The sequence below is a fragment of the Variovorax sp. 679 genome (assembly GCF_003952185.1).
Classification (GTDB): Bacteria; Pseudomonadota; Gammaproteobacteria; order Burkholderiales; family Burkholderiaceae_C; genus Variovorax.
The window spans coordinates 761042-783601 of the sequence record NZ_RXFS01000001.1; the positions used below are offsets into that span (position 1 = coordinate 761042).

The window sequence follows — 22560 nt, forward strand, 5'->3', positions numbered from 1 at the left end:
TGACGACCCCGCGCGCACGGCGGACATTTGTTGCTTTTTCCGCCCCGCCCTTTCTGGGCGTAGGGCTATCTTTTCAATAGCGCGCGCGGATTTTCAGGCGATCCCGCAGGCTCAGTGGCTGCCGCAGGCGTGGCCGCCCTTCTCGATCATCGGCGCGTCGCGATCGACGCCCGCCTCGGCCAATCGGCGCTCATAGGTCGCCCACAGCTCGGCCTGCTTCTCGCCCAGTTCGTAGAGCAGATCCCACGAGTAGATGCCCGTGTTGTGGCCGTCGCTGAAGGTCGGCTGCACTGCGTAGTTGCCGACCGCCTCGAGGTCGACGAGCTCGACCTCGCGCTTGCCCGTCTGCAGCACTTCCTGGCCCGGGCCGTGGCCCTGCACTTCGGCCGACGGCGAATAGACGCGCATCAGCTCGAAGGGAATGCGGAAGGTCGCGCCATCCGAAAAACCCACTTCGAGCACGCGCGATTGGCCATGCACGGTGATCGATTGCGGCGTCGGTGCGCCCGGTTTCAAGCCTGCCATCAGAAGCTCCTGTTGCCCAAGCGCTCGATCATCGCAGCCTCGATGCCGGGCAGGCGCGCGGCGATGCTGGCTTCTTGCGCAGCGTTCCGCTCGCGTTGCACCGGCGCCCACACCGAGCCCGGGAAATGGCTGTCGTCTGCAAAGCGCGCGATGACGTGCCAGTGCAGGTGCGCCACCATGTTGCCGAGCGCGGCGAGGTTGATCTTGGCCGGCTTCAGGTGCTCGCGCAGGCACTGCTCGACCACCGTCACCGCTTCCATGCACAGGGTGCGGTCGGCGGCATCGAGGTCGGAGAACTCGGCCGCATGGTCTTGCCACACCACGCGATAGAAGGCCGGAAAGCCCGCTTCCTCGGCATGGATCACGCGCAGCTTCGCGCCCTCGAACACGAGGCGCCCGCCCGGGCCCTCGCACAGCACGCAGCCTTGCTGCACCTTCTTCGCCGTCACACCAGCACCCGTTCGATCCCGCCCTGGTTGGCGGCGTCCACGTAGTCGGGCATCCAGTCTTCGCCGAGGATCTTGTTGGCCATTTCGACCACGATGTAGTCGGCTTCGAGCAAGCCGTTGTTCAGGTCGCCGCCGTAGCGCGAGAGGCCCTGCAGGCAACTGGGGCAGCTGGTGAGGATCTTCACGTTGTCCTTCTCGCCGACCTTGCCGCTGTCGCGCAGCGCGGCTTCGCCCTTCTTCAGCTCTTCTTCCTTGCGGAAGCGGATCTGCGTGGAGATGTCGGGCCGCGACACGCCCAACGTGCCCGACTCGCCGCAGCAGCGGTCGTTCTTGAGCACGTTGTCGCCGACCAGCGCCTTCACGGTCTTCATCGGATCCTGCTGCTTCATCGGCGAATGGCAGGGGTCGTGGTACAGGTAGCCGCCGCCGGCCGCATCGGCCAGCGTGATGCCCTTCTCGAGCAGGTACTCGTGGATGTCGATGATCCGGCAGCCCGGGAAGATCTTGTCGAACTGGTAGCCCTGCAGCTGGTCGTAGCAGGTGCCGCAGCTCACCACCACCGTCTTGATGTCGAGGTAGTTCAGCGTGTTGGCCACGCGGTGGAAGAGCACGCGGTTGTCCGTGATCATCTTCTCGGCCTTGTCGTACTGGCCGCTGCCGCGCTGCGGATAGCCGCAGCACAGGTAGCCCGGCGGCAGCACGGTCTGCACGCCCGCGTGCCAGAGCATCGCCTGCGTGGCGAGCCCCACTTGCGAGAACAGGCGTTCCGAGCCGCAACCCGGGAAGTAGAAGACCGCCTCGGTCTCGGAGGTGGTCGCCTTCGGGTTGCGGATGATCGGCACGTAGTCCGCATCCTCGATGTCGAGCAGCGCGCGCGCCGTCTTCTTCGGCAGGTTGCCCGGCATCTTCTTGTTGATGAAGTGGATCACCTGCTCCTTGACGGGAGCCGGCCCCAGCGAGGCCGGGGGCGCGGAGGTCTGCTTCTTCGCGAGGCCGCGCAGCAGGTCGTTGGCCAGGCGCTGAGCCTTGAAGCCCACGCCCACCATGCCGGCGCGCACCGCCTTGATGGTCTGCGGATTGGTCGCGTTCAGGAAGAACATCGCGGCCGCGTTGCCGGGGCGGAAGCTCTTCTGGCCCATCTTGCGCAGCAGGTTGCGCATGTTCATCGACACGTCGCCGAAGTCGATCTTCACCGGGCACGGCGTGAGGCACTTGTGGCATACCGTGCAGTGGTCGGCCACGTCCTCGAACTCTTCCCAGTGCTTGATGCTCACGCCGCGGCGCGTCTGCTCCTCGTAGAGGAAGGCCTCCACCAGCAGCGAGGTCGCGAGGATCTTGTTGCGCGGGCTGTACAGCAGGTTGGCGCGCGGCACGTGCGTGGCGCACACCGGCTTGCATTTGCCGCAGCGCAGGCAGTCCTTCACGCTGTCGGCAATGGCGCCGATGTCGCTCTGCTGCATGATCAGCGACTCGTGCCCCATGAGGCCGAAGCTCGGCGTGTAGGCGTTGGTCAGGTCTGCGTGCAGCGTCTCGGGCTTGCCGGCAGGCGCGCGCAGCAGCTTGCCCTTGTTGAAGCGGCCTTCGGGGTCGACCCTGGCCTTGTATTCGGTGAAGGGACGCAGCTCCTCGTCACTCAGGAATTCGAGCTTGGTGATGCCGATGCCGTGCTCGCCCGAGATCACGCCGTCGAGGCTGCGCGCCAGCGCCATGATGCGCACCACCGCGGCATGCGCGGTCTGCAGCATGTCGTAGTTGTCGCTGTTCACGGGGATGTTGGTGTGCACGTTGCCGTCGCCCGCGTGCATGTGCAGCGCGACCCACACGCGGCCCTTGAGCACGCGCTTGTGGATGGCGGTGCACTCGGCCAGGATCGGCGCGAACTCGGCGCCCGTGAAGATGGCCTGCAGCGGCTGGCGCAACTGGGTCTTCCAGCTGGCGCGCAGGGAGTGGTCCTGCAGCTGCGAGAACAGCGTGTCGACGTTCTCGAGCCAGCCGGCCCACAGCGCGCGCGTTTCCTGCACCAGCGCCACGGCCTGCGCGACGCGGTCTTCCAGCAGTTCGGCCGCCGGAATCTCGTGCGCGTCGTCAGTCTTGCCCAGCGGCAGGTTGCCGCGCGTGAGGAAGGCCTCGAGCTCGTCGGTGAGCGCGAGCTTGTTCTGCAGCGACAGCTCGATGTTGATGCGCTCGATGCCGTCGCTGTACTCGGCCATGCGAGGCAGCGGGATCACCACGTCCTCGTTGATCTTGAAGGCGTTGGTGTGGCGGCTGATGGCGGCCGTGCGCTTGCGGTCGAGCCAGAACTTCTTGCGTGCCTCGGGGCTGATGGCGATGAAGCCTTCGCCGCTGCGCGAATTGGCAATGCGCACCACTTCCGAGGTGACGCGCGCCACCGCGTCGGCGTCGTCGCCCGCGATGTCGCCGAACAGCACCATCTTCGGCAGGCCACCGTGCTTCTTCGACTTGGTGGCGTAGCCCACGGCCTTGAGGTAGCGGTCGTCCAGGTGCTCGAGACCGGCCAGCAGAACGCCCGAGCGCTTCTGCTCGGCGAACATGAAGTCCTTGATCTCGACGATGCTGGGCACCGCGTCCTTGGCGTTACCGAAGAACTCCAGGCACACGGTGCGCGTGTGCGCCGGCATGCGGTGCACCACCCAGCGGCAGCTGGTGATGAGGCCGTCGCAGCCCTCTTTCTGGATGCCGGGCAGGCCCGAAAGGAACTTGTCGGTCACGTCCTTGCCGAGGCCTTCCTTGCGGAAGGTGCGCCCCGGGATCTCGAGGCGCTCGTTGCGCAGCTTCGTCCTGCCGTCGGCGGCGTAGTACTGCAGCTCGAACACGGCGCTGTCGACGTCGTGGATCTTGCCGAGGTTGTGGCCGATGCGCGTGACTTCGAGCCATTCGGCCTGCGGCGTCACCATGCGCCACGAGGCGAGGTTGTCGAGCGCCGTGCCCCACAGCACGGCCTTCTTGCCGCCCGCGTTCATGGCGACGTTGCCGCCGACGCACGAGGCCTCGGCGGAGGTCGGGTCGACCGCGAAGACGAAGCCCGCGCGCTCGGCCGCGTCGGCCACGCGCTGGGTGACGACGCCCGCCTCGGTCCAGATGGTCGGAACGGGGTCGGCCAGTCCGGGCAGCGGCACATGCTCGACCTCGGTCATCGCCTCGAGCTTCTCGGTGTTGATGACGACGCTGTTCCAGGTCAGCGGAATGGCGCCGCCGGTGTAGCCTGTGCCGCCTCCACGCGGGATGATGGTCAGGCCCAGCTCGATGCAGCCCTTCACCAGCAGCGCCATCTCGGCCTCGCTGTCGGGGCACAGCACGACGAAGGGGTACTCCACGCGCCAGTCGGTGGCGTCGGTGACGTGGGCCACGCGCGAGAGGCCGTCGAACTTGATGTTGTCCTTGGCCGTGAGGCGGCCCAGCACGCGGGTGGCCTTGCGGCGCAGGGCGGCGACGTCGCGGAACTTGGTGTCGAAGGCGGCAACAGCTTCGCCGACGAGGCCGGTGAGCTCGCCCACGAGCTGGTCGCGCGGCAGGTCGCTGTCGGGGGTGCGGCGCTTCTGCACCTCGGCCAGGCGGTGCCTGAGGGCATCGACCAGCTGGCCGCGGCGGCGCGGGTTGTCGAGCAGGTCGTCGACGAGGTAGGGGTTGCGCTGGACCACCCAGATGTCGCCCAGCACCTCGTAGAGCATGCGCGCCGATCGGCCGGTGCGGCGCTCGGCGCGCAGGGTCTGGAGCAGTTCCCAGCCGCGTTCGCCCAGAAGGCGAATCACGATCTCGCGATCGGAGAAGCTGGTGTAGTTGTACGGGATCTCGCGCAGTCGTACAGGCTCTGCGGCCTGCGACAACAGCGTGTTCAACGCGGTCGGAGCATTCATCGGGTGGGGCGCCTCGGCCGGGCGCTGCGCACCCATAGCCGGGCTGGGGATTTTATTGCAGGGCTTGGGGTCTTGCCTCGTGGCGGGGGTTGCGACCTTGTGCCAAGCGCAACTTTCCGCTCCCAACCCTGCCCCGACCGCCCCGGATCAGAACAGCACGCGGCTGCGGATCGTCCCGTTCACCTTCGCGAGCTTCTCCAGGGCCAGGTCGGAAGAGGCCGCGTCGATGTCCATCACCACGTAGCCGATCTTCTCGTTCGTCTGCAGGAACTGCGAGGAGATGTTGATCTGGTTGTCCGAGAAGATCTTGTTGATCTCCGACAGCACGCCCGGCACGTTGCGGTGCACGTGCAGCAGCCGGTGCTTGCCCGGGTGCGCCGGCAGCGCCACCTCGGGGAAGTTGACGGAAGACGTCGAGGTGCCGTTGTCGCTGTACTTGACCAGCTTTTCCGCCACTTCCAGCCCGATGTTGGCCTGCGCCTCCATGGTCGAACCGCCGATGTGCGGCGTCAGGATCACGTTGTCGAGGCCCCGCAGCGGCGACAGGAACTCGTCCTTGTTGCTGCGCGGCTCCACCGGGAACACGTCGATGGCGGCACCCAGCAGCTTGCGAGCCTTCAGGGCCTCGGCCAGCGGCTCGATCTCGACCACGGTGCCGCGCGAGGCGTTGATGAGGATCGAGCCGGGCTTCATCGCCGCGATTTCGGCCGCGCCGATCATCCATTGCGTGGCCTGCGTCTCGGGCACGTGCAGCGTGACGATGTCGCTCTGGGCCAGCAGCTGGTGCAGTTCGCGCACCTGGCGCGCATTGCCCAGCGGCAGCTTGGTGACCACGTCGTAGAAGGCCACGTGCATGCCCAGCGCCTCGGCCAGCACCGACAGCTGCGCGCCGATCGAGCCGTAGCCCACGATGCCCAGCGTCTTGCCACGGATCTCGTAGGCGTTCTCGGCCGACTTGAGCCAGCCGCCGCGATGCGCCACCGCGCTCTTCTCGGGCACGCCGCGCAGCAGCAGGATGGCCTCGGCGAGCACCAGCTCGGCCACCGAGCGGGTGTTGGAGTACGGTGCGTTGAACACCGCCACGCCATGCTCGCGGGCGGCTTCCAGGTCGACCTGGTTGGTGCCGATGCAGAAGCAGCCCGCAGCCACCAGCTTGTGGGCGGCGGCGAACACGTCGGCCGTCAGTTGGGTTCGCGAGCGGATGCCCAGGAAGTGCACGTCGGCGATCTTCGCCTTCAGTTCGGCGTCGGGCAGCGCGCCCGGCAGCGACTCGATGTTGGTGTAGCCGGCGGCGCGCAGCACCTCCACGGCCGAGGGGTGAATGCCTTCGAGCAAGAGGAACTTGATCCTGCTTTTGTCGAGGGATGTTTTGCTGCTCATGGAGGTCTCTTGGAAGCCCCGGCCATGGCGACAGGCTAGGCCAAAAAAAGGGAGGGCGATGCTAGCATGGTGCGGCGCAACATGCGGGTTCGCGGCCCGTGCCGGCCTGACGCGAACAGGGCCAAAGGGCAGGCGGTGCCAAAGGGGTTTCCCCGATTGGAGGAAACCCGTGCGCCGTGCGCCAATGTGACGCGGCTGTGTCATGCACATGCCCTAGCATCCGCGCTTTCCATTTTTCCCTTCAGGAGTCTTCATGCGATTCAAGACGCTCGCCCTGGCATCGGCGTTGGCCGCCACCACGCTCTTCAACGTGGCGCAGGCCCAGACCGAGATCCAGTGGTGGCATTCCATGACCGCCGTCAACAACGAGTGGGTCAACGACCTGGCCAAGCAGTTCAACGAGAGCCAGAAGGAATACAAGGTCATCCCGACCTTCAAGGGCACCTACGACGAATCGATGACGGCCTCCATCGCGGCCTTCCGCGCCGGCAACGCACCGCACATCCTGCAGGTGTTCGAGGTGGGCACCGCCACCATGATGGCCAGCAAGGGTGCCATCGTGCCGGTGGGCCAGGTCATGAAGGACGCGGGCGAGAAGTTCGACCCGGCCGCCTACATCCCCGCCGTGGCCGGCTACTACACCGCCCCCAACGGCCAGATGCTGAGCTTCCCGTTCAACAGCTCGACCACCATCTTCTATTTCAACAAGGACGCCTTCAAGGCCGCCGGCCTGCCCACCGACAAGGCGCCGTCGACCTGGCCCGAAGTGGTCGCCGCCGCCGCCAAGCTCAAGGCCAGCGGCCACAAGTGCCCGTTCACCACGGCATGGCAGAACTGGACGCAGGTCGAGAGCTTCTCGGCCTGGCACAACGTGGAGTTCGCCAGCAAGGCCAACGGCCTGCAGGGCCTCGACGCGCGCCTGAAGGTCAACTCGCCGCTGCACCAGCGCCACATCGAGAACCTGGCCAGCATGGCCAAGCAGGGCCTCTTCATCTACAAGGGCCGCGGCAACGTGCCCGAGGCCTCGTTCGTGTCGGGCGAGTGCGCCATGATCAACACGTCCTCGGGCTTCTACGGCAACGTGGCCAAGAACGCCAAGTTCGCCTACGGCCTGGCTCCCCTGCCCTACTACCCGGACGTTCCCGGCGCACCGCAGAACACCGTGATCGGCGGCGCCAGCCTGTGGGTCATGTCGGGCAAGAAGCCGGCCGAGTACAAGGGCGTGGCCAAGTTCTTCAGCTTCATCTCGACGCCTGAAGTGCAGTCCGCCAGCCACAAGCGCACCGGCTACCTGCCCGTGACCACGGCCTCCTACAAGCTCACCGAGGACTCGGGCTTCTACAAGCAGAACCCCGGCACCGACGTGGCCGTGACGCAGATGATCCGCAAGGTCACCGACAAGAGCCGCGGCATCCGCCTGGGCAACTACGTGCAGATCCGCGCCATCGAGGACGAAGAGCTCGAACAGGTCTGGAACGGCAAGAAAACGGCCAAGGAAGCCCTCGACGCCATCGTGACCCGAGGCAACGAGCAACTGGAACGCTTCCAGAAGGCCAACAAGAGCTGACGATCGACGACCGGACCCCTCGCGTGTCCGGCTAATATCGCCCGCCCCCGCTCACTCTTCTACAAGAGTGGGCGCGGCGGGATTTTTTACGTAGAGGGTTCATGGAAAAACGCGTTTTCTTTCGCTCGGGCTGGCTGCCCTGGCTGCTGCTGGCACCGCAGATGGCGGTGATATTCGTGTTTTTCTTCTGGCCGGCGGGGCAGGCCCTCCTGCAATCGCTGCAGCAGCAGGACGCGTTCGGCACTTCCGTCGACTTCGTTGGACTGCAGAACTTCAAGGAATTGTTCGAAGACCCGGCCTATGGCGAGTCCTTCAAGACCACCGCCGTCTTCTCGGTGCTGGTGGCCACCATCGGCCTCAGCCTCTCGCTGACGCTGGCGGTGTTCGCCGACCGCATCGTGCGCGGCGGCATGTTCTACAAGACCATGTTGATCCTGCCGTATGCCGTGGCGCCCGCGGTGGCGGCCGTGCTGTGGGTCTTCATGTTCTCCCCCTCGCTGGGCGTGGTCGCCTATGCGCTCGGCAAGATCGGCATCGACTGGAACCACCTGCTCAATTCGAAGCATGCGATGACGCTGATCGTGATGGCCGCGGTGTGGAAGCAGATCTCCTACAACTTCCTGTTTTTCCTGGCCGGCCTGCAGTCCATTCCCAAGTCGCTGATCGAGGCGGCCGCCATCGACGGCGCGCGCCCGTGGCGCCGCTTCTGGACGGTGCAGTTCCCGCTGCTGTCGCCCACCACCTTCTTCCTGCTGGTGATGAACGTGGTCTATGCGTTCTTCGACACCTTCGCCATCGTCCACGCCGCCACCGAGGGCGGCCCGGGCAAGGACACGGAAATCCTCGTCTACAAGGTCTATCACGACGGCTTCAAGGCCCTGGACCTGGGTGGCTCGGCCGCCCAGTCGGTCGTGCTGATGGTGATCGTGATCGCGCTCACCATCGTGCAATTCCGCTACGTCGAGAAAAAGGTGCAGTACTGACATGGTTGAAAGAAGAAGCACCCAGGGCATCCTTGCCCACGTGGTGATGATCCTCGGCGTCCTGATCGTCGCCTTCCCCATCTACCTCGCCTTCGTGGCGTCCACCCACACCGCGCAGGAAATCGTGCAGCGGCCGATGCCGCTCCTGCCGGGCTCGAACATGCTCGACAGCTACAAGGGCGCGCTCTTCGGCCGCGCGAGCAGCGCGGGCTCCAACGCCCCAGTGGCCCACATGATGTGGGTGAGCCTGGTGACGGCGCTGGTCATCGCCATCGGCAAGATCACCATTTCGCTGCTGTCGGCCTTCGCCATCGTGTACTTCCGCTTCCCGTTCAAGAAGATCTGCTTCTGGGCGATCTTCGTGACGCTGATGCTGCCGGTGGAGGTGCGCATCCTGCCCACCTACAAGGTGCTGTCCGACCTGAGCATGCTGAACAGCTACGCGGGCCTCACGGTGCCGCTGATCGCGTCGGCCACGGCCACCTTCCTGTTCCGGCAGTTCTTCCTGACCGTGCCCGAGGAACTCACCGAGGCCTCGCGCATGGACGGCGCGAGCCCGATGCGCTTCTTCTTCGACGTGCTGCTGCCGCTGTCGAAGACCAGCATCGCCGCGCTCTTCGTGATCCAGTTCATCTACGGCTGGAACCAGTACCTGTGGCCGCTGCTGGCAGTCACCAACGAGGACATGTACCCGATCGTGGTCGGCATCAAGCGGCTCATCGCCGGCGGTGACGGCCAGAACGAATGGAACGTGGTGATGGCCACCGCCATCCTCGCCATGCTGCCACCCGCGCTGGTGGTGGTGCTGATGCAAAAGTGGTTCGTCAAGGGCCTTGTTGATACCGAGAAATAAAGAATGGCTGCTCTTTCCCTACGCAACGTCATCAAGCGCTACGGCCACGGGCCCAAGGCCAACCAGGTCATCCACGGCGTGAGCGCCGAGATCGCCGACCACGAGTTCATCGTCATCGTCGGTCCCTCGGGCTGCGGCAAGTCCACTCTGCTGCGCATGGTGGCCGGCCTGGAGGAAGTCTCCGCCGGCGAGATCGCCATCGGCAACAAGGTGGTGAACCAGCTCGAACCCTCCGAGCGCGACATCGCCATGGTGTTCCAGAACTACGCGCTGTACCCGCACATGAGCGTGTTCGCGAACATGGCCTACGGCCTGAAGATCGCCAAGGTGCCGCCAGCCGAGATCAAGGTGCGCGTCGACAAGGCCGCGAAGATCCTCGAACTCGGCCACCTGCTGGAACGCAAGCCGCGCGAGCTTTCCGGCGGCCAGCGCCAGCGCGTGGCCATGGGCCGCGCCATCGTGCGCCAGCCGCAGGTGTTCCTGTTCGACGAACCGCTGTCGAACCTCGACGCCAAGCTGCGCGCGCAGACCCGCTTCGAGATCCAGAAACTGCACCGCGAGCTCGGCATCACCTCGCTGTTCGTCACGCACGACCAGGTCGAGGCCATGACGCTGGCGCAGCGCATCATCGTGATGAACGGCGGCGTGATGGACCAGTTCGCGACGCCCGAGGAGGTGTACTCGCGCCCCGCCACCACCTTCGTGGCGAGCTTCATCGGCTCGCCGCCGATGAACCTGCTGAAGCACGCACCGGGCGTGCGCCCCGGCCAGATCCTGGGCATCCGCCCCGAGCACCTGGTGCTCGACGAGAACGGCTGGTCGGTGCAGGTCGAGCACGTCGAACTGCTGGGCGCCGAACGGCTGGTGTACGGCCGCATCGGCGACGAGCAGATCATCATGCGCACCGATGAGGCGGACCACCCGCCCGTTGCCGGCGACACGGTGAAGATCGCCGCACGCGAAGAAAAGCTGCACTGGTTCGACGCCGGCTCGGGCAAAAGGGCCGACTGAGCGATGGCCTTGTCGACACCCTGGCCCTACCCCCGCTGGGTCGCGCACCGCGGCGCCGGCAAGCTCGCGCCCGAAAACACGCTCGCCGCCTTCCGGCTCGGCGCCTCGCACGGCTACCGCATGTTCGAGTGCGACGCCAAGCTCAGCGCCGACGGCGTCGTCTTCCTGATGCACGACGCCACGCTCGACCGCACCACCAGCGGCCACGGCACCGGTGGCGCGCAGCCCTGGAGCGCGCTGGCGCAACTCGACGCGGGCGGCTGGCACTCGCGCGCCTATGCGGGCGAACCGCTGCCCACGCTGGAGAACCTCGCGCGCTTCTGCTTGGCCAACGACTACCTGCTCAACATCGAGATCAAGCCGACGCCAGGCAGCGAGCGTGAAACCGGCGAAGTGGTGGCGCGCGAAGCCGCCCGGCTGTGGCAAGGCGCGGCCGTGCCGCCGCTGCTCACATCCTTCCAGGTCGAGTCGCTCAAGGGCGCACAGGCGGTGCAGCCTGAACTGCCGCGAGGCCTGCTGCTCGACAAGCTCTGGGACGGCTGGCTCGAAGCAGCCAGGGAGCTCGGCTGCTCGGCCATCGTCTGCAACCACACGCTGTGGGACGCGGCGGTGGTGGCGCTGGTTCATGGCGCAGGCATGCGCACGCTGAGCTACACCGTGAACGACGACAAGGCCGCGCAGCGGCTGATCGACCTGGGCACCGACGGCATCATCACCGACAGGGTCGACCTGTTCAGCCCCGCCGGCTGACGCCGCCGAACAGGGGCTGCATTTCTTACCGGCCCTTACGAAATGGCGGCTTCTATGATGCGGCCATGAGTTGGACCCTACGCTTCGCGAGCCTGTGCCTCGCGGCCCTGTGCATGTGCGGCGGCGCCCTGGCGCAGCCTGAGCTCGGCGGCAACGCCAACAGTGCCGCCGCGGCCGCCGCAACTCCCGCCCCCACGGTGGCGGAACTGCGCGCCCAGTTCACGAAGCTCAGCACCGCCGCCGAGACCGACGAGGAAGCGCGCAAGCTGCTCACGCAGATCAACGACATCGGCGTCCAGGCCGACAAGTTCGTCACTGCGCGCACCGGCGAGCTTGCCGACCTGAACGCCAAGCTCGGCGAGCTCGGCAACCCGCCCGCCGCCGGCGCCACCGAAGACCCCGACATCACCCGCCAGCGCGCCCGCCTGACCAAGGAGCGCAACGCGCTGGATGCCGACATCCGCCTCGCGCGCCTGCTGTCGGTCGACGTGCGGCAGCGCGGCACCGACCTGGTCACGCAGCGCCGGGCGCTGTTCGAGGCGGAGCTCACCGAGCGCGCGGCCTCGCCGCTGACGGCCGAGTTCTGGAGCGACCTGCGCGAAGCCTGGCCCGACGACCTGGCCCGGCTGCAGGCGATGGCGTCCTCGGTCAACGATGGCCTGATGGCCGCCACGCAGCCCGAGACGCGCCTGCAGGTGATCGCGGCGCTGATCGGCGCGCTGCTGCTCGCGGTGTTCGGCAATTGGGCGGCCGAGGCCCTGCTCGTGAAGCTGGCCGCGCGCTTCCTGCCGGCGGGCCGGCTGCGGCGCTCGCTGCTGGTGATCGGCATCGTCGCCAGCCACGTGCTGCTGGTGGCCGTGGCCGCGCATGGCTTCGTCGCGGTGCTGAAGGAGTTCGCCACCTGGGAGCCGCAGGCGCGCAAGGTGCTCAATTCGACGGCGCAGGCGATGGTTTTCATGGCCTTCGTGATCGGGCTGGGCCGCGGGCTGCTGGCAACCAGCCGGCCTTCGTGGCGCCTGCCGCCGATTCCCGACGCCATGGCCTCGCGGCTGGCCGCCCTGCCCTGGCTGGTGGCGCTGGTGGCTGCGCTGGCATGGACGCCGGCGGAGGTCAATTCGCTGATCGACGCGAGCTTCGCGGCCGTGGTGGCCACGCACGTGCTCACGGCGCTGGTGCTGACGGCGCTGGTCGCCACGGTGCTCTATGTCGTGAAGCCGTTGCGCGCCGACGCGGCCGAGGCGGGCCTGCCCGAACGGCCGATGTGGGTCGGCCTGCTGGTGGCGCTGATCGGCGCGCTGATGATCGCGATCTGGGTGCTGGTGGCCGTCGGCTACGTGGCGCTCGCCAGCTTCCTGGCCTCGCAGCTGACCTGGAGCGGCATCGTCGCGGCAGCCTTCTACGTGCTGTTCAAGTTCGCGGACGACGTGTTCATGGCCACGGTGTCGTCGCGCGCAGCCTTCGGCCAGCGGCTGCAGAAGAGCTTCAACCTCGCGCCGCAGACGCTCGACCAGGTTGCGACGGTGCTGTCGGCGCTGAGTCGGGTGGCCCTCTTCTTCTACATGCTGGTGGCGCTGGCCGCGCCACTGGGCACGGGGCCGGGCGAGGTGTTCCAGCGCGGCGGCAAGCTCGGCACCGGCGTGAAGGTGGGCGAGTTCCAGCTGGTGCCGGGCGCGATCCTGAGCGCCGTCGGCGTGGCGGTGGCGGGCTTCATCCTGCTGCGGATCTTCAAGCGCTGGCTCGAACGCAGCTACCTGCCGAACACCAAGTTCGAGCCGGGCATGCAGAGCTCGATCACCACGCTGCTCGGGTACGTGGGCGGCATCCTGGTGGTGGCGTTCGCCCTGTCGGCGCTGGGCATCGGCATCGAGCGCATCGCGTGGGTGGCGAGTGCGCTGTCGGTGGGCATCGGCTTCGGCCTGCAGGCCATCGTGCAGAACTTCATCTCGGGGCTGATCCTGCTGGCCGAGCAGCCGGTGAAGGTGGGCGACTGGGTGGTGCTGGGCACGGCCGAGGGCGACGTGCGGCGCATCAACGTGCGCGCCACCGAGATCCAGCTGGGCGACCGCTCGACGCTGATCGTGCCGAACTCGGAGTTCATCACCAAGACCGTGCGCAACATGACGCTGGCCAATGCCGAGGGCCGGGTGCTGATCCGCCTGCCGATGCCGCTGACCACCGACGCGCAGCGCGTGCGCGAGCTGATGCTCGCAGCCTGCAAGGCGCACGAGGGCGTGCTGGAGACGCCGGCGCCGTCGCTCACGCTGGAAGGCATCGAGAACGGGCTGCTGATCTTCCAGGCGATCGCCTATGTGGCGAGCCCGCGCCTGGCGGGCGGCGTGCGCAGCGACTTGCTGTTCGTGATCCTCGACGACCTCAAGAAGGCCTCGCTGCCGCTGGCGGTACCGACGATGGTGATGACCGCCGTGCCGGAAGCCCCCGCCGCACCGGCGGCCGTGCCTTCGTCGCCAGCCTCGCCGATACCGGGCCTGCCGACCTGAGGCCCCGCCCTCTTCCGATTCACTCCAGCGGCAGCGCCGTGGTGGACTTGATCTCGTTGAGGCACACGCTGGAGCGCACCGCCGACACGCCCGGCATGTGCATCAGCGTGTGCATCAGGAACTGCGAGAGCGCCTCCAGGTCCCGTGCGACGACCTTGAGCACGTAGTCGAAGTCGCCCGTCACCGAGTAGCACTCCAGGATCTGCTTCATGTCCGCGATCAGGTCCTGGAACTTGGGCAGCTCGTCCACATGGCCGCGCGCCATGGTCACGTGGATGAAGGCGATCACGCCCAGCCCGATGTGGCGCGCGTTCAGCCGCGCCGCATAGCCGTTGATGAGCCCCAGTTCTTCCAGCCGCCGGTGGCGCCGCAGGCACTGGGCGGGCGAGAGATTGGCCACCTCCGCCAGCTCCAGGTTCGACGCGCGGCCGTGGGCCTGCAGGTGCTCAAGAATCCTCCGGTCGATCCGGTCGAGTTCGATCTCATGCAATTTCATCTCCCAATTCACCAATTGAATGCAATTTTATGGCGCAAAGCGGGGTAAGCCCGAGGCTTTGATGCACCTTAATTGTGCAAAGTACGATCTAGACTCCGTGGCGCCCGGGCCGCATGCCGCGAACCCCGGCCGCTGAATCCCCCGCCGCCGGCACCCGCCGGCGGCTTCAGACGCATCCATTCCCCACCCGGAGACCCTTTCACGTGAAAAACGCTTTGCTTCGCACTCCCTTCAGCGCAGTGGCCCTGGCTCTCGGCATGCTCGCCGCCGCGCCCTCGTTCGCGGCCGACACCAAGTCGGTGGCCGTGACCGCCATCGTCGAGCACCCGGCGCTGGATGCCGTGCGCGACGGCGTGAAGGCCGAGCTGAAGGCCGCCGGCTACGAGGAAGGCAAGAACCTGAAGTTCACCTACCAGAGCGCGCAGGGCAACGTGGGCACCGCAGCCCAGATCGCCCGCAAGTACGTGGGCGACCAGCCCGACGCGATCGTCGCGATCGCCACGCCGTCGGCGCAGGCCGTGGTGGCCGCCACCAAGACGATTCCGGTGGTGTACTCGGCCATCACCGACCCGGTGGCCGCCAAGCTGGTGAAGAACTGGGAGCCCTCGGGCACCAACGTGACGGGCGTGTCGGACCTGTCGCCGCTCGAGAAGCATGTCGGCCTGATCAAGCAGGTGGTGCCGAACGCCAAGCGCATCGGCGTGATCTACAGCCCCGGCGAAGCCAACTCGGTGGCCATCGTCGAGTCGCTCAAGAAGGCCGCCTCGGCCGCCGGCATGACCATGGTCGAAGCCGCCGCCGCCCGCACGGTGGACGTGCCGACCGCCGCCCAGAGCCTGGTCGGCAAGGCCGACGTGATCTACACGCCCACCGACAACAACGTGGTCTCGGCCTTCGAGGGCATCGTGAAGGTGGCCCAGCAGGCCAAGCTGCCCGTGGTGGCTGCCGACACCGCCACCGTCGAGCGCGGCGCCGTGGCCGCCCTGGGCCTGAACTACAGCGACATCGGCCGCCAGACCGGCAAGATCGTGGTGCGCGTCCTCAAGGGCGAGAAGCCCGGCACCATCGCCTCGCAGACCAGCACCAACTTCGAGCTGGTGGTGAACCCCGGCGCGGCCAAGCTGCAGGGCGTGACGCTGTCCGACGAGCTGCTGAAGACTGCGAAGGTCGTGAGCACCAAGTAAGCCCCCGACGGGCCCGCGCCCCGGTTTCATCCACCGGGGCGCGTCCGTTTCTGCCTCGCCGCCTGCCGGAAGCCTCCCCACATGTCCCTCATCGCCTCGCTGGGCGCCATCGAGATCGGTCTGATATTCGGACTGGTCGCGCTGGGCGTCTTCATGTCGTTCCGCATCATCAACTTTCCCGACCTCACGGTGGACGGCAGCTTTCCGCTGGGTGCCGCCGTGGCCGCGACGCTGATCGTCGCCGGCTGGAACCCGGTCGCCGCCACCGCGGTGGCCTGCGTGGCCGGCGCCGTCTCGGGCTGGGTCACGGCCTGGCTCAACGTGAAGCTGAAGATCATGCAATTGCTCGCGAGCATCCTGGTGATGATCGCGCTGTACTCCATCAACCTGCGCGTGATGGGCAAGCCCAACGTGGCGCTCATCACCGAACCCACCGTGTTCAGCATGGCGAGCTTCGGCGGCATGCCGGAGCAGTGGGCCAAGCCGCTGTTGCTGCTGCTGATCGTGATCGCGGCCAAGATCGTGGTCGACATGTTCTTCGCCTCGGAAGCCGGCCTGGCGATGCGCGCCACCGGCGGCAACGCGCGCATGGCGCGGGCCCAGGGCATCTCGACCGACTTCCACACCATGGCGGGCCTGGCGCTGTCGAACGCGCTGGTGGCGCTGGCCGGCGCGCTGTTCGCGCAGAGCCAGGGCACGGCCGACATCTCGATGGGCGTGGGCACGATCGTGATCGGGCTGGCCGCGGTGATCATCGGCGAGACGCTGCTTCCCGCGCGCAGCATGATCATCACCACGCTGGCGTGCATCCTGGGTGCGCTGCTGTATCGCTTCTTCATCGCGATGGCGCTGAACACCGACTTCATGGGCCTGCAGGCCCAAGACCTGAACCTGGTGACCGCCGTGCTGGTGGCCTTCGCGCTGCTGGTGCCAGCCTACAAGCGCAAGCTGGGCGGGCTTTTCAAGGGGAAGAACTGATGCTGCGCGCCCAACAACTCGAGATGACCTTCAACCCGGGCACGCCGATCGAGAACCGCGTGCTGCGCGGGCTCAGCCTGGAAATTCCCACCGGCCAGTTCGTCACCGTGATCGGCTCGAACGGCGCGGGCAAGTCGACCTTTTTGAATGCGGTGAGCGGCGACCTGATCGTCGACAAGGGCAGCATCGAGATCGACGGCAAGGACGTGACCCGCCTGAACGCCTGGCAGCGCTCGGGCATGGTGGCCCGCGTGTTCCAGGACCCGATGGCCGGCACCTGCGAGGCGCTGACCATCGAGGAGAACATGGCGCTGGCCTGGAAGCGCGGCGAGCGCCGGGCCTTCGGTTTCGCGCTCAACCGCAACCTGCGCGAGCTGTTCCGCGAGAAGCTGTCGATCCTGAAGCTGGGGCTGGAGAACCGCCTGGCAGACCGCATCGGCCTGCTCTCGGGCGGGCAGCGGCAGGCGGTGAGCCTGCTGATGGCTTCCCTCAAGCCCTCGCGCATCCTGCTGCTCGACGAGCACACGGCCGCGCTCGACCCGAAGACCGCCGCCTTCGTGCTGGAGCTGACCGCCAGGATCGTCGAAGGCAGCCAGCTCACCGCGATGATGGTGACGCACAGCATGCGCCAGGCGCTGGACTACGGCTCGCGCACGGTGATGCTGCACGAGGGCCAGGTGATCCTCGACGTGGCCGGGCCGCAGCGCGCCGGACTCGACGTGCCCGACCTGCTGCGCATGTTCGAGCAGACCCGCGGCGAGAAGCTGGACGACGACAAGCTGCTGCTGGCCTGATGGCGTCGGACACCGTCTTCGTGCGCGCCATGCGTGCCGACGATCTCGACGCGGTGCTGGCAATCCAGCTCGCCTGCTACGGCGCGGGGTTCGTGGAAGACGGCGAGCTGATCGCGCGGCGGCTCGGTGCCGCGCCGCACACGGGATGGGTGGCCGAGCACGAGGGCGGCGTGCGGGCCTATCTGGCGGGCTATCCGTCCGTGGCCGGCAAGCTCACGCCGCTGCACGGCGAATTCGAAGTGGCCGCACAGGCCGATTCGCTCTACCTGCACGACCTGGCGGTGCACCCGGGCGCCTCGGGCCTGGGGCTGGGGCCCCGGCTGGTGCGCCATGCCTGGGCCCATGCGATGCAGGCCGGCTGGCGCCATTCGACGCTGGTGTCGGTGCAATCGTCGGTGGGTTTCTGGCAGCGCCAGGGGTATGAGGCCGCGCGACCCGCCGGCCCCGAGCAGCAGGCCCGTCTCGCCACCTATCCGGGCGAATCGGTCTACATGATCCGCCGGCTGGGCTGAAGGCCGGTCGTCAGCGGCGCCAGCCGCGCATCGCCAGCCACTGGACTGTGCCGCAGACCACGACGAGCGCGGCATAGGTCACCATCGCCCCGTCGCGCCCGAACACCACGAGCCCGGCAACCAGCACCCCGACGCCGGCCGCGAAGGTCAGCGCGAACTGCACCCACCAGCGCGGAACGCCGGCGCGCCCGCCGCCCAGGAACCGCCCGGCAAAGGCCAGCACCAGGGCCAGGAAAGCCGCGGGTGCTACAAAATTAAGCAGGTGGTTCAGGAGGGCCAGCAGGTCCATCGGAGGGGATTGCGCAGGGGCCGGAACATGCGTCCGGGGTTATGGCTGTCATAGGGAAAGCCATTTGTCCCCTGGCGAGCCTCGTGCGGCTGCTGATTTTATAATCACGGCCATGTCAGTCTGGGCCCTCGGCTTGAACCATACGACCGCGCCGCTCGATCTGCGCGGTCGTTTCGCGTTCGCGCTCGACCAGATCGCCCCCACCCTGCAGAGCCTGCGCAGTTCCTTCGCCACCGGCCGCCACCCCCAGGTCGAGGCCGCGATCATCTCCACCTGCAACCGCACCGAGATCTATTGCGCCTCGGAGCACGCCGCGCTCGACCACACCTTCGGCTGGCTGGCGCAAAGCGGTGGCGTCGCCCCTGCCCTGCTGCGCTCGCATGCCTACACCCTGCACGACGACGAAGCCGCGCGCCACGCCTTCCGCGTGGCCAGCGGACTCGATTCGATGGTGCTCGGCGAAGCCCAGATCCTCGGCCAGATGAAGGACGCCGTGCGTGCCGCCGAGACGGCCGGCGCGCTCGGCAGCACGCTGAACCAGCTGTTCCAGCGCTCATTCGCCGTCGCGAAGGAAGTGCGCACGGCCACCGAGATCGGCGCGCACTCCATCAGCATGGCTGCCGCCGCGGTGCGCCTGGCCGGCCAGCTCTTCGAAGACCTGCGCAAGACGCGCGTGCTGTTCGTCGGCGCGGGCGAAATGATCGACCTCGCGGCCACGCACTTCGCGGCGAAGGAGCCCAAGGCCATCGCCATCGCCAACCGCACGCTGGAACGCGGCGAAAAGCTGGCCTCGCGCTTCGGCGGCGAGGCGATGCGGCTGGCCGACCTGCCCTCGCGGCTGGCCGAATTCGACATCGTCGTGAGCTGCACCGCCAGCACGCTGCCGATCATCGGCCTGGGCGCCGTCGAGCGTGCGCTCAAGGCGCGCAAGCACCGTCCGATGTTCATGGTCGACCTGGCCGTGCCGCGCGACATCGAGCCCGAAGTGAAGGCCCTGGAAGACATCTACCTCTACACCGTCGACGACCTTGCGCAGGTCGTGCAGCAGGGCCAGGCCAACCGGCAGGCTGCCGTGGCGCAGGCCGAAGTGATCATCGATGCCGGCGTGCAGAGCTTCATGCACTGGCTGGGCCAGCGCGGCACGGTGCCGCTGATCCAGCAACTCAACGCGCAGGCCGACGAGTGGCGCGCCGCCGAGATGGCCCGCGCGCGCAAGCTGCTGGCCAAGGGCGAATCGATCGACGCGGTGCTCGAAGCCATGTCGCGCGGGCTCACGCAGAAGATGATGCACGGCGCGATGGCCGAGCTGCACGCGGGCGACGCCGCCTCGCGCGAGCAGACGGCGCAGACGATCTCGCGCCTGTTCCTGCGCAAAGAGCGTTAGCGACGCTCGTCGGCGGCCCGGCCTGCATGGCTGCGGCTTTCATGCGCCCTGCCCTCGCACGGCAGCACATCCCCATTTTTTCGAGCCTCTTTCCCCCGTGAAATCCTTTCTCCGCCACCAACTCGAACGCTATGCCCAGCGCCTGGGCGAGCTCGACTTCCTGCTCTCGCGCGAAGACATCATGAGCGACATGGCGCAGTACCGCACCATCTCGCGCGAGCATGCCGAGGTCACGCAGATCGCCGGCCGCTACGAGCGCTACAGGCAGCGCGAGGCCGACATCGCCGGCGCCAAGGAAATGCTCGACGACCCCGACATGGCCGAGATGGCGAAAGAGGAAATCGCAGGCGCCGAGGCCGAACTGGTGCAGCTCGAGGACGAGCTGCAGCGCCTGCTGCTGCCCAAGGACCCCGACGACGCGCGCAACGCCTTCCTCGAAATCCGCGCCGGCACGGGCGGCGACGAATCGGCCCTGTTCGCGGGCGACCTGCTGCGCATGTACACGCGCTACTGCGAACGCGCGGGCTGGCGCTGCGAGATCGTCAGCGAGAGCGAGAGCGAGCTCGGCGGCTACAAGGAAGTGGTGGTGCGCGTGGTGGGCGACGAAGTGTTCGGCCACCTGCGCTTCGAATCGGGCGGCCACCGCGTGCAACGCGTGCCGGCCACCGAGACGCAGGGCCGCATCCACACCAGCGCCTGCACCGTGGCCGTGCTGGCCGAGCCCGACGAGACAGTGGCCGTGCAGATCAACCCGGCCGACCTGCGCATCGACACCTACCGCGCGAGCGGTGCGGGCGGACAGCACATCAACAAGACCGACTCGGCCGTGCGCATCACGCACATCCCGACCGGCATCGTGGCCGAATGCCAGGACGACCGCAGCCAGCATCGCAACAAGGCGAAGGCGCTGCAGGTGCTGTCGGCGCGCATCCAGGAGAAGGAGCGCAGCGAGCGCGCCGCCAAGGACGCCGCCATGCGCAAGGGACTGATCGGCAGCGGCGACCGTTCGGACCGCATCCGCACCTACAACTTTCCGCAGGGGCGGCTGACCGACCACCGCATCAATCTCACGCTCTACAAGCTGCTCGCCATCATGGAAGGCGATCTCGGCGACGTGCTCGATGCGCTGCGCGCCGCGCGCGAGGCCGAGCAGCTGGCCGAGCTGGAATCGAGCCTGCCGGCATGATGACCGCCATCGAGAACCCGTTGCCGGCCACCGTGGCGCAGGCGCTGGCCGCGTCCATCGCACTGGGCGTGGACCGGCTCGACGCCCAGTTGCTGCTGCTGCACGCGCTGGGCCGCGCCCCGCACGACCGGGCCTGGCTGCTGGCACACGACACCGACGCGATGCCCGATGCGGCGTGGTCCGCGCTGGCCGCGCAGCTGTCGCGGCGCCGCACTGGCGAGCCGGTCGCCTACCTGCTGGGCGAGAAGGAATTCCACGGCCTCAACCTGCAGGTCGATGCCCGTGTGCTCGTGCCGCGGCCCGACACGGAAACGCTGGTCGAATGGGCCCTGCAATGCCTCGAAGGCCATGCCGCTCCGCGCGCGCTCGACCTCGGCACGGGCAGCGGCGCGATCGCGCTGGCCCTGCAACACGCCCGCCCCGATGCGCAGGTCGACGCGGTCGATGCCAGCGCCGATGCGCTCGCGGTCGCCCAGGCCAACGCCCGGCGCCTCGGCCTGCCCGTGCGCTTTGCCCAGGCCAACTGGCTCGACGGCGCCGGCAACGGCTACGCGGTCATCGCCAGCAACCCGCCGTACATCGCCACCGGCGATCCCCATCTGCCCGCGCTGCGCCACGAGCCGTCTTCCGCCCTGGTTTCGGGCGTCGATGGCCTCGACGACATCCGCCAGATCGTGCAGAACGCCCCCGCCCACCTCGCGGAAGGCGGCTGGCTGCTGCTCGAACACGGCCATGACCAGGCCGCGGCCGTGCGCCAGTTGCTCGCCGAGCGCGGTTTCGCCGAAGTGCAAAGCCGCGACGACCTCGCCGGCATCCAGCGCTGCTCCGGCGGAATCTGGCGCACGGTGAAATAATCCCCCCAGCCTATTTTTTCAGGAGTCCCCATGTCCGACGCCCAGCAACGCATCGACGATCTCGTCAAGACCAACGACCTCGTGCTCTTCATGAAGGGCAATGCCAGCTTCCCGATGTGCGGCTTCTCCGGCCGCGCGATCCAGATCCTGAAGGCGGTCGGCGTCGACACGAAGACGCTCAAGACCGTGAACGTGCTCGAAGACGACGGCATCCGCCAGGGCATCAAGGAATACAGCAACTGGCCCACGATCCCGCAGCTCTACGTGAAGGGCGAGTTCATCGGCGGCTCGGACATCATGATGGAGATGTACGAGTCGGGCGAGCTGCAGCAGGTGGTGAACGGCGCCAACGCCTGACCCCGCGGGAACGGCCATGAGTCACGATCACGCGGACCACGGCCATTCCCATGAAGACGGCGGCGACAACGGCAGCGACAGTGCCGCCCCGGCCTGGAAGCACGATGGCGTGCGGGTGATCGGCGCGAACCAGCTCGACGTCAACACCGCCCAGACGCCCGGCATGAACCGGGCAGCCGCCATCAATTTCGCCCGCGTGGGCGCACAGAAGCTCTGGGCCGGCACGGTGACCATCCATGCCGACGCCAAGACCGGCGCTCATCACCACGGACATCTCGAATCGGTGATCTACGTGGTGCGCGGCCGGGCCCGCATGCGCTGGGGCGAGAAGCTCGAATTCACCGCCGAGGCCGGACCGGGCGACTTCATCTACGTGCCGCCCTACGTGCCGCACCAGGAAATCAACGCCAGCGCGACCGAGACGCTCGAATGCGTGCTGTGCCGCAGCGATGGCGAGGCGGTGGCGGTGAACCTCGACATCGAGCCTGTCGAAAAGCCCGAATCGGTCCTCTGGGTCGACCCCACTCACCCCCACGGCGGAACATAGGCTCTCCCCCAGGCTTCGCGCATTTCGTGTCGCTGCGCCAACCCCCTCGCCGGGGGCAACACCTGCGGCCCGGCAAAGCCGGTTCCGC

21 protein-coding genes are annotated in these 22560 nt (G+C 67.5%); 15 read left to right on the forward strand and 6 right to left on the reverse strand.

Annotation, left to right across the window (positions count from 1 at the left end; genetic code table 11):
• Positions 1–111 precede the first annotated feature (111 nt).
• The 4 genes from EJO71_RS03610 to serA form a co-directional block, all read right to left on the reverse strand.
• Entirely contained in the window at positions 112–525 is a 414-nt protein-coding gene (locus EJO71_RS03610) for a DUF971 domain-containing protein (protein WP_125946765.1), read from the reverse strand.
• Positions 525–974, reverse strand: coding sequence for an HIT family protein (locus EJO71_RS03615; RefSeq protein ID WP_171022492.1), 450 nt, complete (start codon positions 972–974; stop codon positions 525–527). The genes EJO71_RS03610 and EJO71_RS03615 overlap by 1 nt, the downstream gene beginning before the upstream one ends.
• Positions 971–4849 (reverse strand): FAD/FMN-binding oxidoreductase, encoded by a 3879-nt coding sequence (locus tag EJO71_RS03620; RefSeq protein WP_125946764.1) that lies wholly within the window; start codon positions 4847–4849, stop codon positions 971–973. Before EJO71_RS03620 ends, EJO71_RS03615 begins: the two co-directional genes overlap by 4 nt.
• A 147-nt stretch (positions 4850–4996) precedes the next feature.
• Entirely contained in the window at positions 4997–6229 is a 1233-nt protein-coding gene (serA, locus tag EJO71_RS03625) for a phosphoglycerate dehydrogenase (protein WP_125946763.1), read from the reverse strand.
• A 253-nt stretch (positions 6230–6482) separates the two neighbouring features.
• On the opposite strand from serA, the gene ugpB reads away from it, so the two are divergent.
• The 6 genes from ugpB (at position 6483) to EJO71_RS03655 (ending at position 13891) form a co-directional block, all read left to right on the forward strand.
• A complete protein-coding gene (ugpB, locus tag EJO71_RS03630; RefSeq protein ID WP_125946762.1) occupies positions 6483–7796 on the forward strand; it encodes a sn-glycerol-3-phosphate ABC transporter substrate-binding protein UgpB in 1314 nt (437 codons plus the stop codon).
• Between the two features lie 101 nt (positions 7797–7897).
• The gene (ugpA, locus tag EJO71_RS03635; protein WP_125946761.1) at positions 7898–8779 is read left to right on the forward strand and encodes a sn-glycerol-3-phosphate ABC transporter permease UgpA; all 882 of its coding nucleotides are present in this window, start codon (positions 7898–7900) and stop codon (positions 8777–8779) included.
• Position 8780: 1 nt separating this feature from the next.
• Positions 8781–9632, forward strand: coding sequence for a sn-glycerol-3-phosphate ABC transporter permease UgpE (gene ugpE / locus EJO71_RS03640; protein ID WP_093198282.1), 852 nt, complete (start codon positions 8781–8783; stop codon positions 9630–9632).
• Positions 9633–9635: 3 nt separating this feature from the next.
• Positions 9636–10643 carry a sn-glycerol-3-phosphate ABC transporter ATP-binding protein UgpC gene (gene ugpC, locus EJO71_RS03645; protein ID WP_125946760.1) on the forward strand — a complete coding sequence of 336 codons (1008 nt, stop codon included), beginning with the start codon at positions 9636–9638 and terminating at the stop codon, positions 10641–10643.
• A 3-nt stretch (positions 10644–10646) separates the two neighbouring features.
• Complete coding sequence (gene ugpQ / locus EJO71_RS03650) at positions 10647–11393, forward strand: glycerophosphodiester phosphodiesterase (protein WP_125946759.1); 747 nt, start codon at positions 10647–10649, stop codon at positions 11391–11393.
• Between the two features lie 65 nt (positions 11394–11458).
• On the forward strand, positions 11459–13891 hold the full coding sequence (locus EJO71_RS03655) for a DUF3772 domain-containing protein (RefSeq protein ID WP_125946758.1): 2433 nt from the start codon (positions 11459–11461) through the stop codon (positions 13889–13891).
• Between the two features lie 19 nt (positions 13892–13910).
• Here EJO71_RS03655 and EJO71_RS03660 read toward each other — a convergent pair whose 3' ends face one another.
• The gene (locus EJO71_RS03660) at positions 13911–14381 is read right to left on the reverse strand and encodes an Lrp/AsnC family transcriptional regulator (RefSeq protein WP_125947397.1); all 471 of its coding nucleotides are present in this window, start codon (positions 14379–14381) and stop codon (positions 13911–13913) included.
• A gap of 263 nt (positions 14382–14644) precedes the next feature.
• On the opposite strand from EJO71_RS03660, the gene EJO71_RS03665 reads away from it, so the two are divergent.
• The 4 genes from EJO71_RS03665 to EJO71_RS03680 all read left to right on the forward strand — a co-directional run bounded on the left by EJO71_RS03665 (position 14645) and on the right by EJO71_RS03680 (position 17855).
• A complete protein-coding gene (locus tag EJO71_RS03665; RefSeq protein WP_125947396.1) occupies positions 14645–15571 on the forward strand; it encodes an ABC transporter substrate-binding protein in 927 nt (308 codons plus the stop codon).
• An 81-nt stretch (positions 15572–15652) separates the two neighbouring features.
• Entirely contained in the window at positions 15653–16549 is an 897-nt protein-coding gene (locus tag EJO71_RS03670; RefSeq protein WP_125946757.1) for an ABC transporter permease, read from the forward strand.
• Positions 16549–17343 (forward strand): ABC transporter ATP-binding protein, encoded by a 795-nt coding sequence (locus EJO71_RS03675; RefSeq protein WP_125946756.1) that lies wholly within the window; start codon positions 16549–16551, stop codon positions 17341–17343. Before EJO71_RS03670 ends, EJO71_RS03675 begins: the two co-directional genes overlap by 1 nt.
• Positions 17343–17855: a GNAT family N-acetyltransferase gene (locus EJO71_RS03680; RefSeq protein ID WP_125946755.1), complete on the forward strand. Its 513-nt coding sequence runs from the start codon at positions 17343–17345 to the stop codon at positions 17853–17855. The genes EJO71_RS03675 and EJO71_RS03680 overlap by 1 nt, the downstream gene beginning before the upstream one ends.
• Before the next feature lie 10 nt (positions 17856–17865).
• Here EJO71_RS03680 and EJO71_RS03685 read toward each other — a convergent pair whose 3' ends face one another.
• Positions 17866–18144, reverse strand: a complete 279-nt coding sequence (locus EJO71_RS03685) for a hypothetical protein (protein ID WP_125946754.1) — start codon at positions 18142–18144, stop codon at positions 17866–17868.
• Positions 18145–18256: 112 nt separating this feature from the next.
• On the opposite strand from EJO71_RS03685, the gene hemA reads away from it, so the two are divergent.
• The 5 genes from hemA (at position 18257) to EJO71_RS03710 (ending at position 22472) form a co-directional block, all read left to right on the forward strand.
• On the forward strand, positions 18257–19528 hold the full coding sequence (gene hemA, locus EJO71_RS03690) for a glutamyl-tRNA reductase (protein WP_125946753.1): 1272 nt from the start codon (positions 18257–18259) through the stop codon (positions 19526–19528).
• 97 nt (positions 19529–19625) lie between these two features.
• Entirely contained in the window at positions 19626–20714 is a 1089-nt protein-coding gene (prfA, locus tag EJO71_RS03695) for a peptide chain release factor 1 (RefSeq protein WP_125946752.1), read from the forward strand.
• Entirely contained in the window at positions 20714–21568 is an 855-nt protein-coding gene (gene prmC, locus EJO71_RS03700; protein WP_125947395.1) for a peptide chain release factor N(5)-glutamine methyltransferase, read from the forward strand. Before prfA ends, prmC begins: the two co-directional genes overlap by 1 nt.
• A 30-nt stretch (positions 21569–21598) precedes the next feature.
• Positions 21599–21925: a Grx4 family monothiol glutaredoxin gene (gene grxD / locus EJO71_RS03705; RefSeq protein WP_125946751.1), complete on the forward strand. Its 327-nt coding sequence runs from the start codon at positions 21599–21601 to the stop codon at positions 21923–21925.
• Positions 21926–21941: 16 nt separating this feature from the next.
• On the forward strand, positions 21942–22472 hold the full coding sequence (locus EJO71_RS03710; RefSeq protein ID WP_125946750.1) for a cupin domain-containing protein: 531 nt from the start codon (positions 21942–21944) through the stop codon (positions 22470–22472).
• Positions 22473–22560: the final 88 nt, after the last annotated feature.

Excerpts from the sequence above, each read along its gene's own strand:
- EJO71_RS03610 (WP_125946765.1), bottom strand. The coding sequence starts at position 525 with ATGGCAGGCTTGAAACCGGGCGCACCGACGCCGCAATCGATCACCGTG.
- EJO71_RS03620 (WP_125946764.1), bottom strand. The coding sequence starts at position 4,849 with ATGAATGCTCCGACCGCGTTGAACACGCTGTTGTCGCAGGCCGCAGAG.
- serA (WP_125946763.1), bottom strand. The coding sequence starts at position 6,229 with ATGAGCAGCAAAACATCCCTCGACAAAAGCAGGATCAAGTTCCTCTTG.
- ugpB (WP_125946762.1), top strand. The coding sequence starts at position 6,483 with ATGCGATTCAAGACGCTCGCCCTGGCATCGGCGTTGGCCGCCACCACG.
- ugpA (WP_125946761.1), top strand. The coding sequence starts at position 7,898 with ATGGAAAAACGCGTTTTCTTTCGCTCGGGCTGGCTGCCCTGGCTGCTG.
- ugpE (WP_093198282.1), top strand. The coding sequence starts at position 8,781 with ATGGTTGAAAGAAGAAGCACCCAGGGCATCCTTGCCCACGTGGTGATG.
- ugpC (WP_125946760.1), top strand. The coding sequence starts at position 9,636 with ATGGCTGCTCTTTCCCTACGCAACGTCATCAAGCGCTACGGCCACGGG.
- ugpQ (WP_125946759.1), top strand. The coding sequence starts at position 10,647 with ATGGCCTTGTCGACACCCTGGCCCTACCCCCGCTGGGTCGCGCACCGC.
- EJO71_RS03655 (WP_125946758.1), top strand. The coding sequence starts at position 11,459 with ATGAGTTGGACCCTACGCTTCGCGAGCCTGTGCCTCGCGGCCCTGTGC.
- EJO71_RS03665 (WP_125947396.1), top strand. The coding sequence starts at position 14,645 with ATGCTCGCCGCCGCGCCCTCGTTCGCGGCCGACACCAAGTCGGTGGCC.
- EJO71_RS03670 (WP_125946757.1), top strand. The coding sequence starts at position 15,653 with ATGTCCCTCATCGCCTCGCTGGGCGCCATCGAGATCGGTCTGATATTC.
- EJO71_RS03675 (WP_125946756.1), top strand. The coding sequence starts at position 16,549 with ATGCTGCGCGCCCAACAACTCGAGATGACCTTCAACCCGGGCACGCCG.
- EJO71_RS03680 (WP_125946755.1), top strand. The coding sequence starts at position 17,343 with ATGGCGTCGGACACCGTCTTCGTGCGCGCCATGCGTGCCGACGATCTC.
- EJO71_RS03685 (WP_125946754.1), bottom strand. The coding sequence starts at position 18,144 with ATGGACCTGCTGGCCCTCCTGAACCACCTGCTTAATTTTGTAGCACCC.
- hemA (WP_125946753.1), top strand. The coding sequence starts at position 18,257 with ATGTCAGTCTGGGCCCTCGGCTTGAACCATACGACCGCGCCGCTCGAT.
- prmC (WP_125947395.1), top strand. The coding sequence starts at position 20,714 with ATGACCGCCATCGAGAACCCGTTGCCGGCCACCGTGGCGCAGGCGCTG.
- grxD (WP_125946751.1), top strand. The coding sequence starts at position 21,599 with ATGTCCGACGCCCAGCAACGCATCGACGATCTCGTCAAGACCAACGAC.
- EJO71_RS03710 (WP_125946750.1), top strand. The coding sequence starts at position 21,942 with ATGAGTCACGATCACGCGGACCACGGCCATTCCCATGAAGACGGCGGC.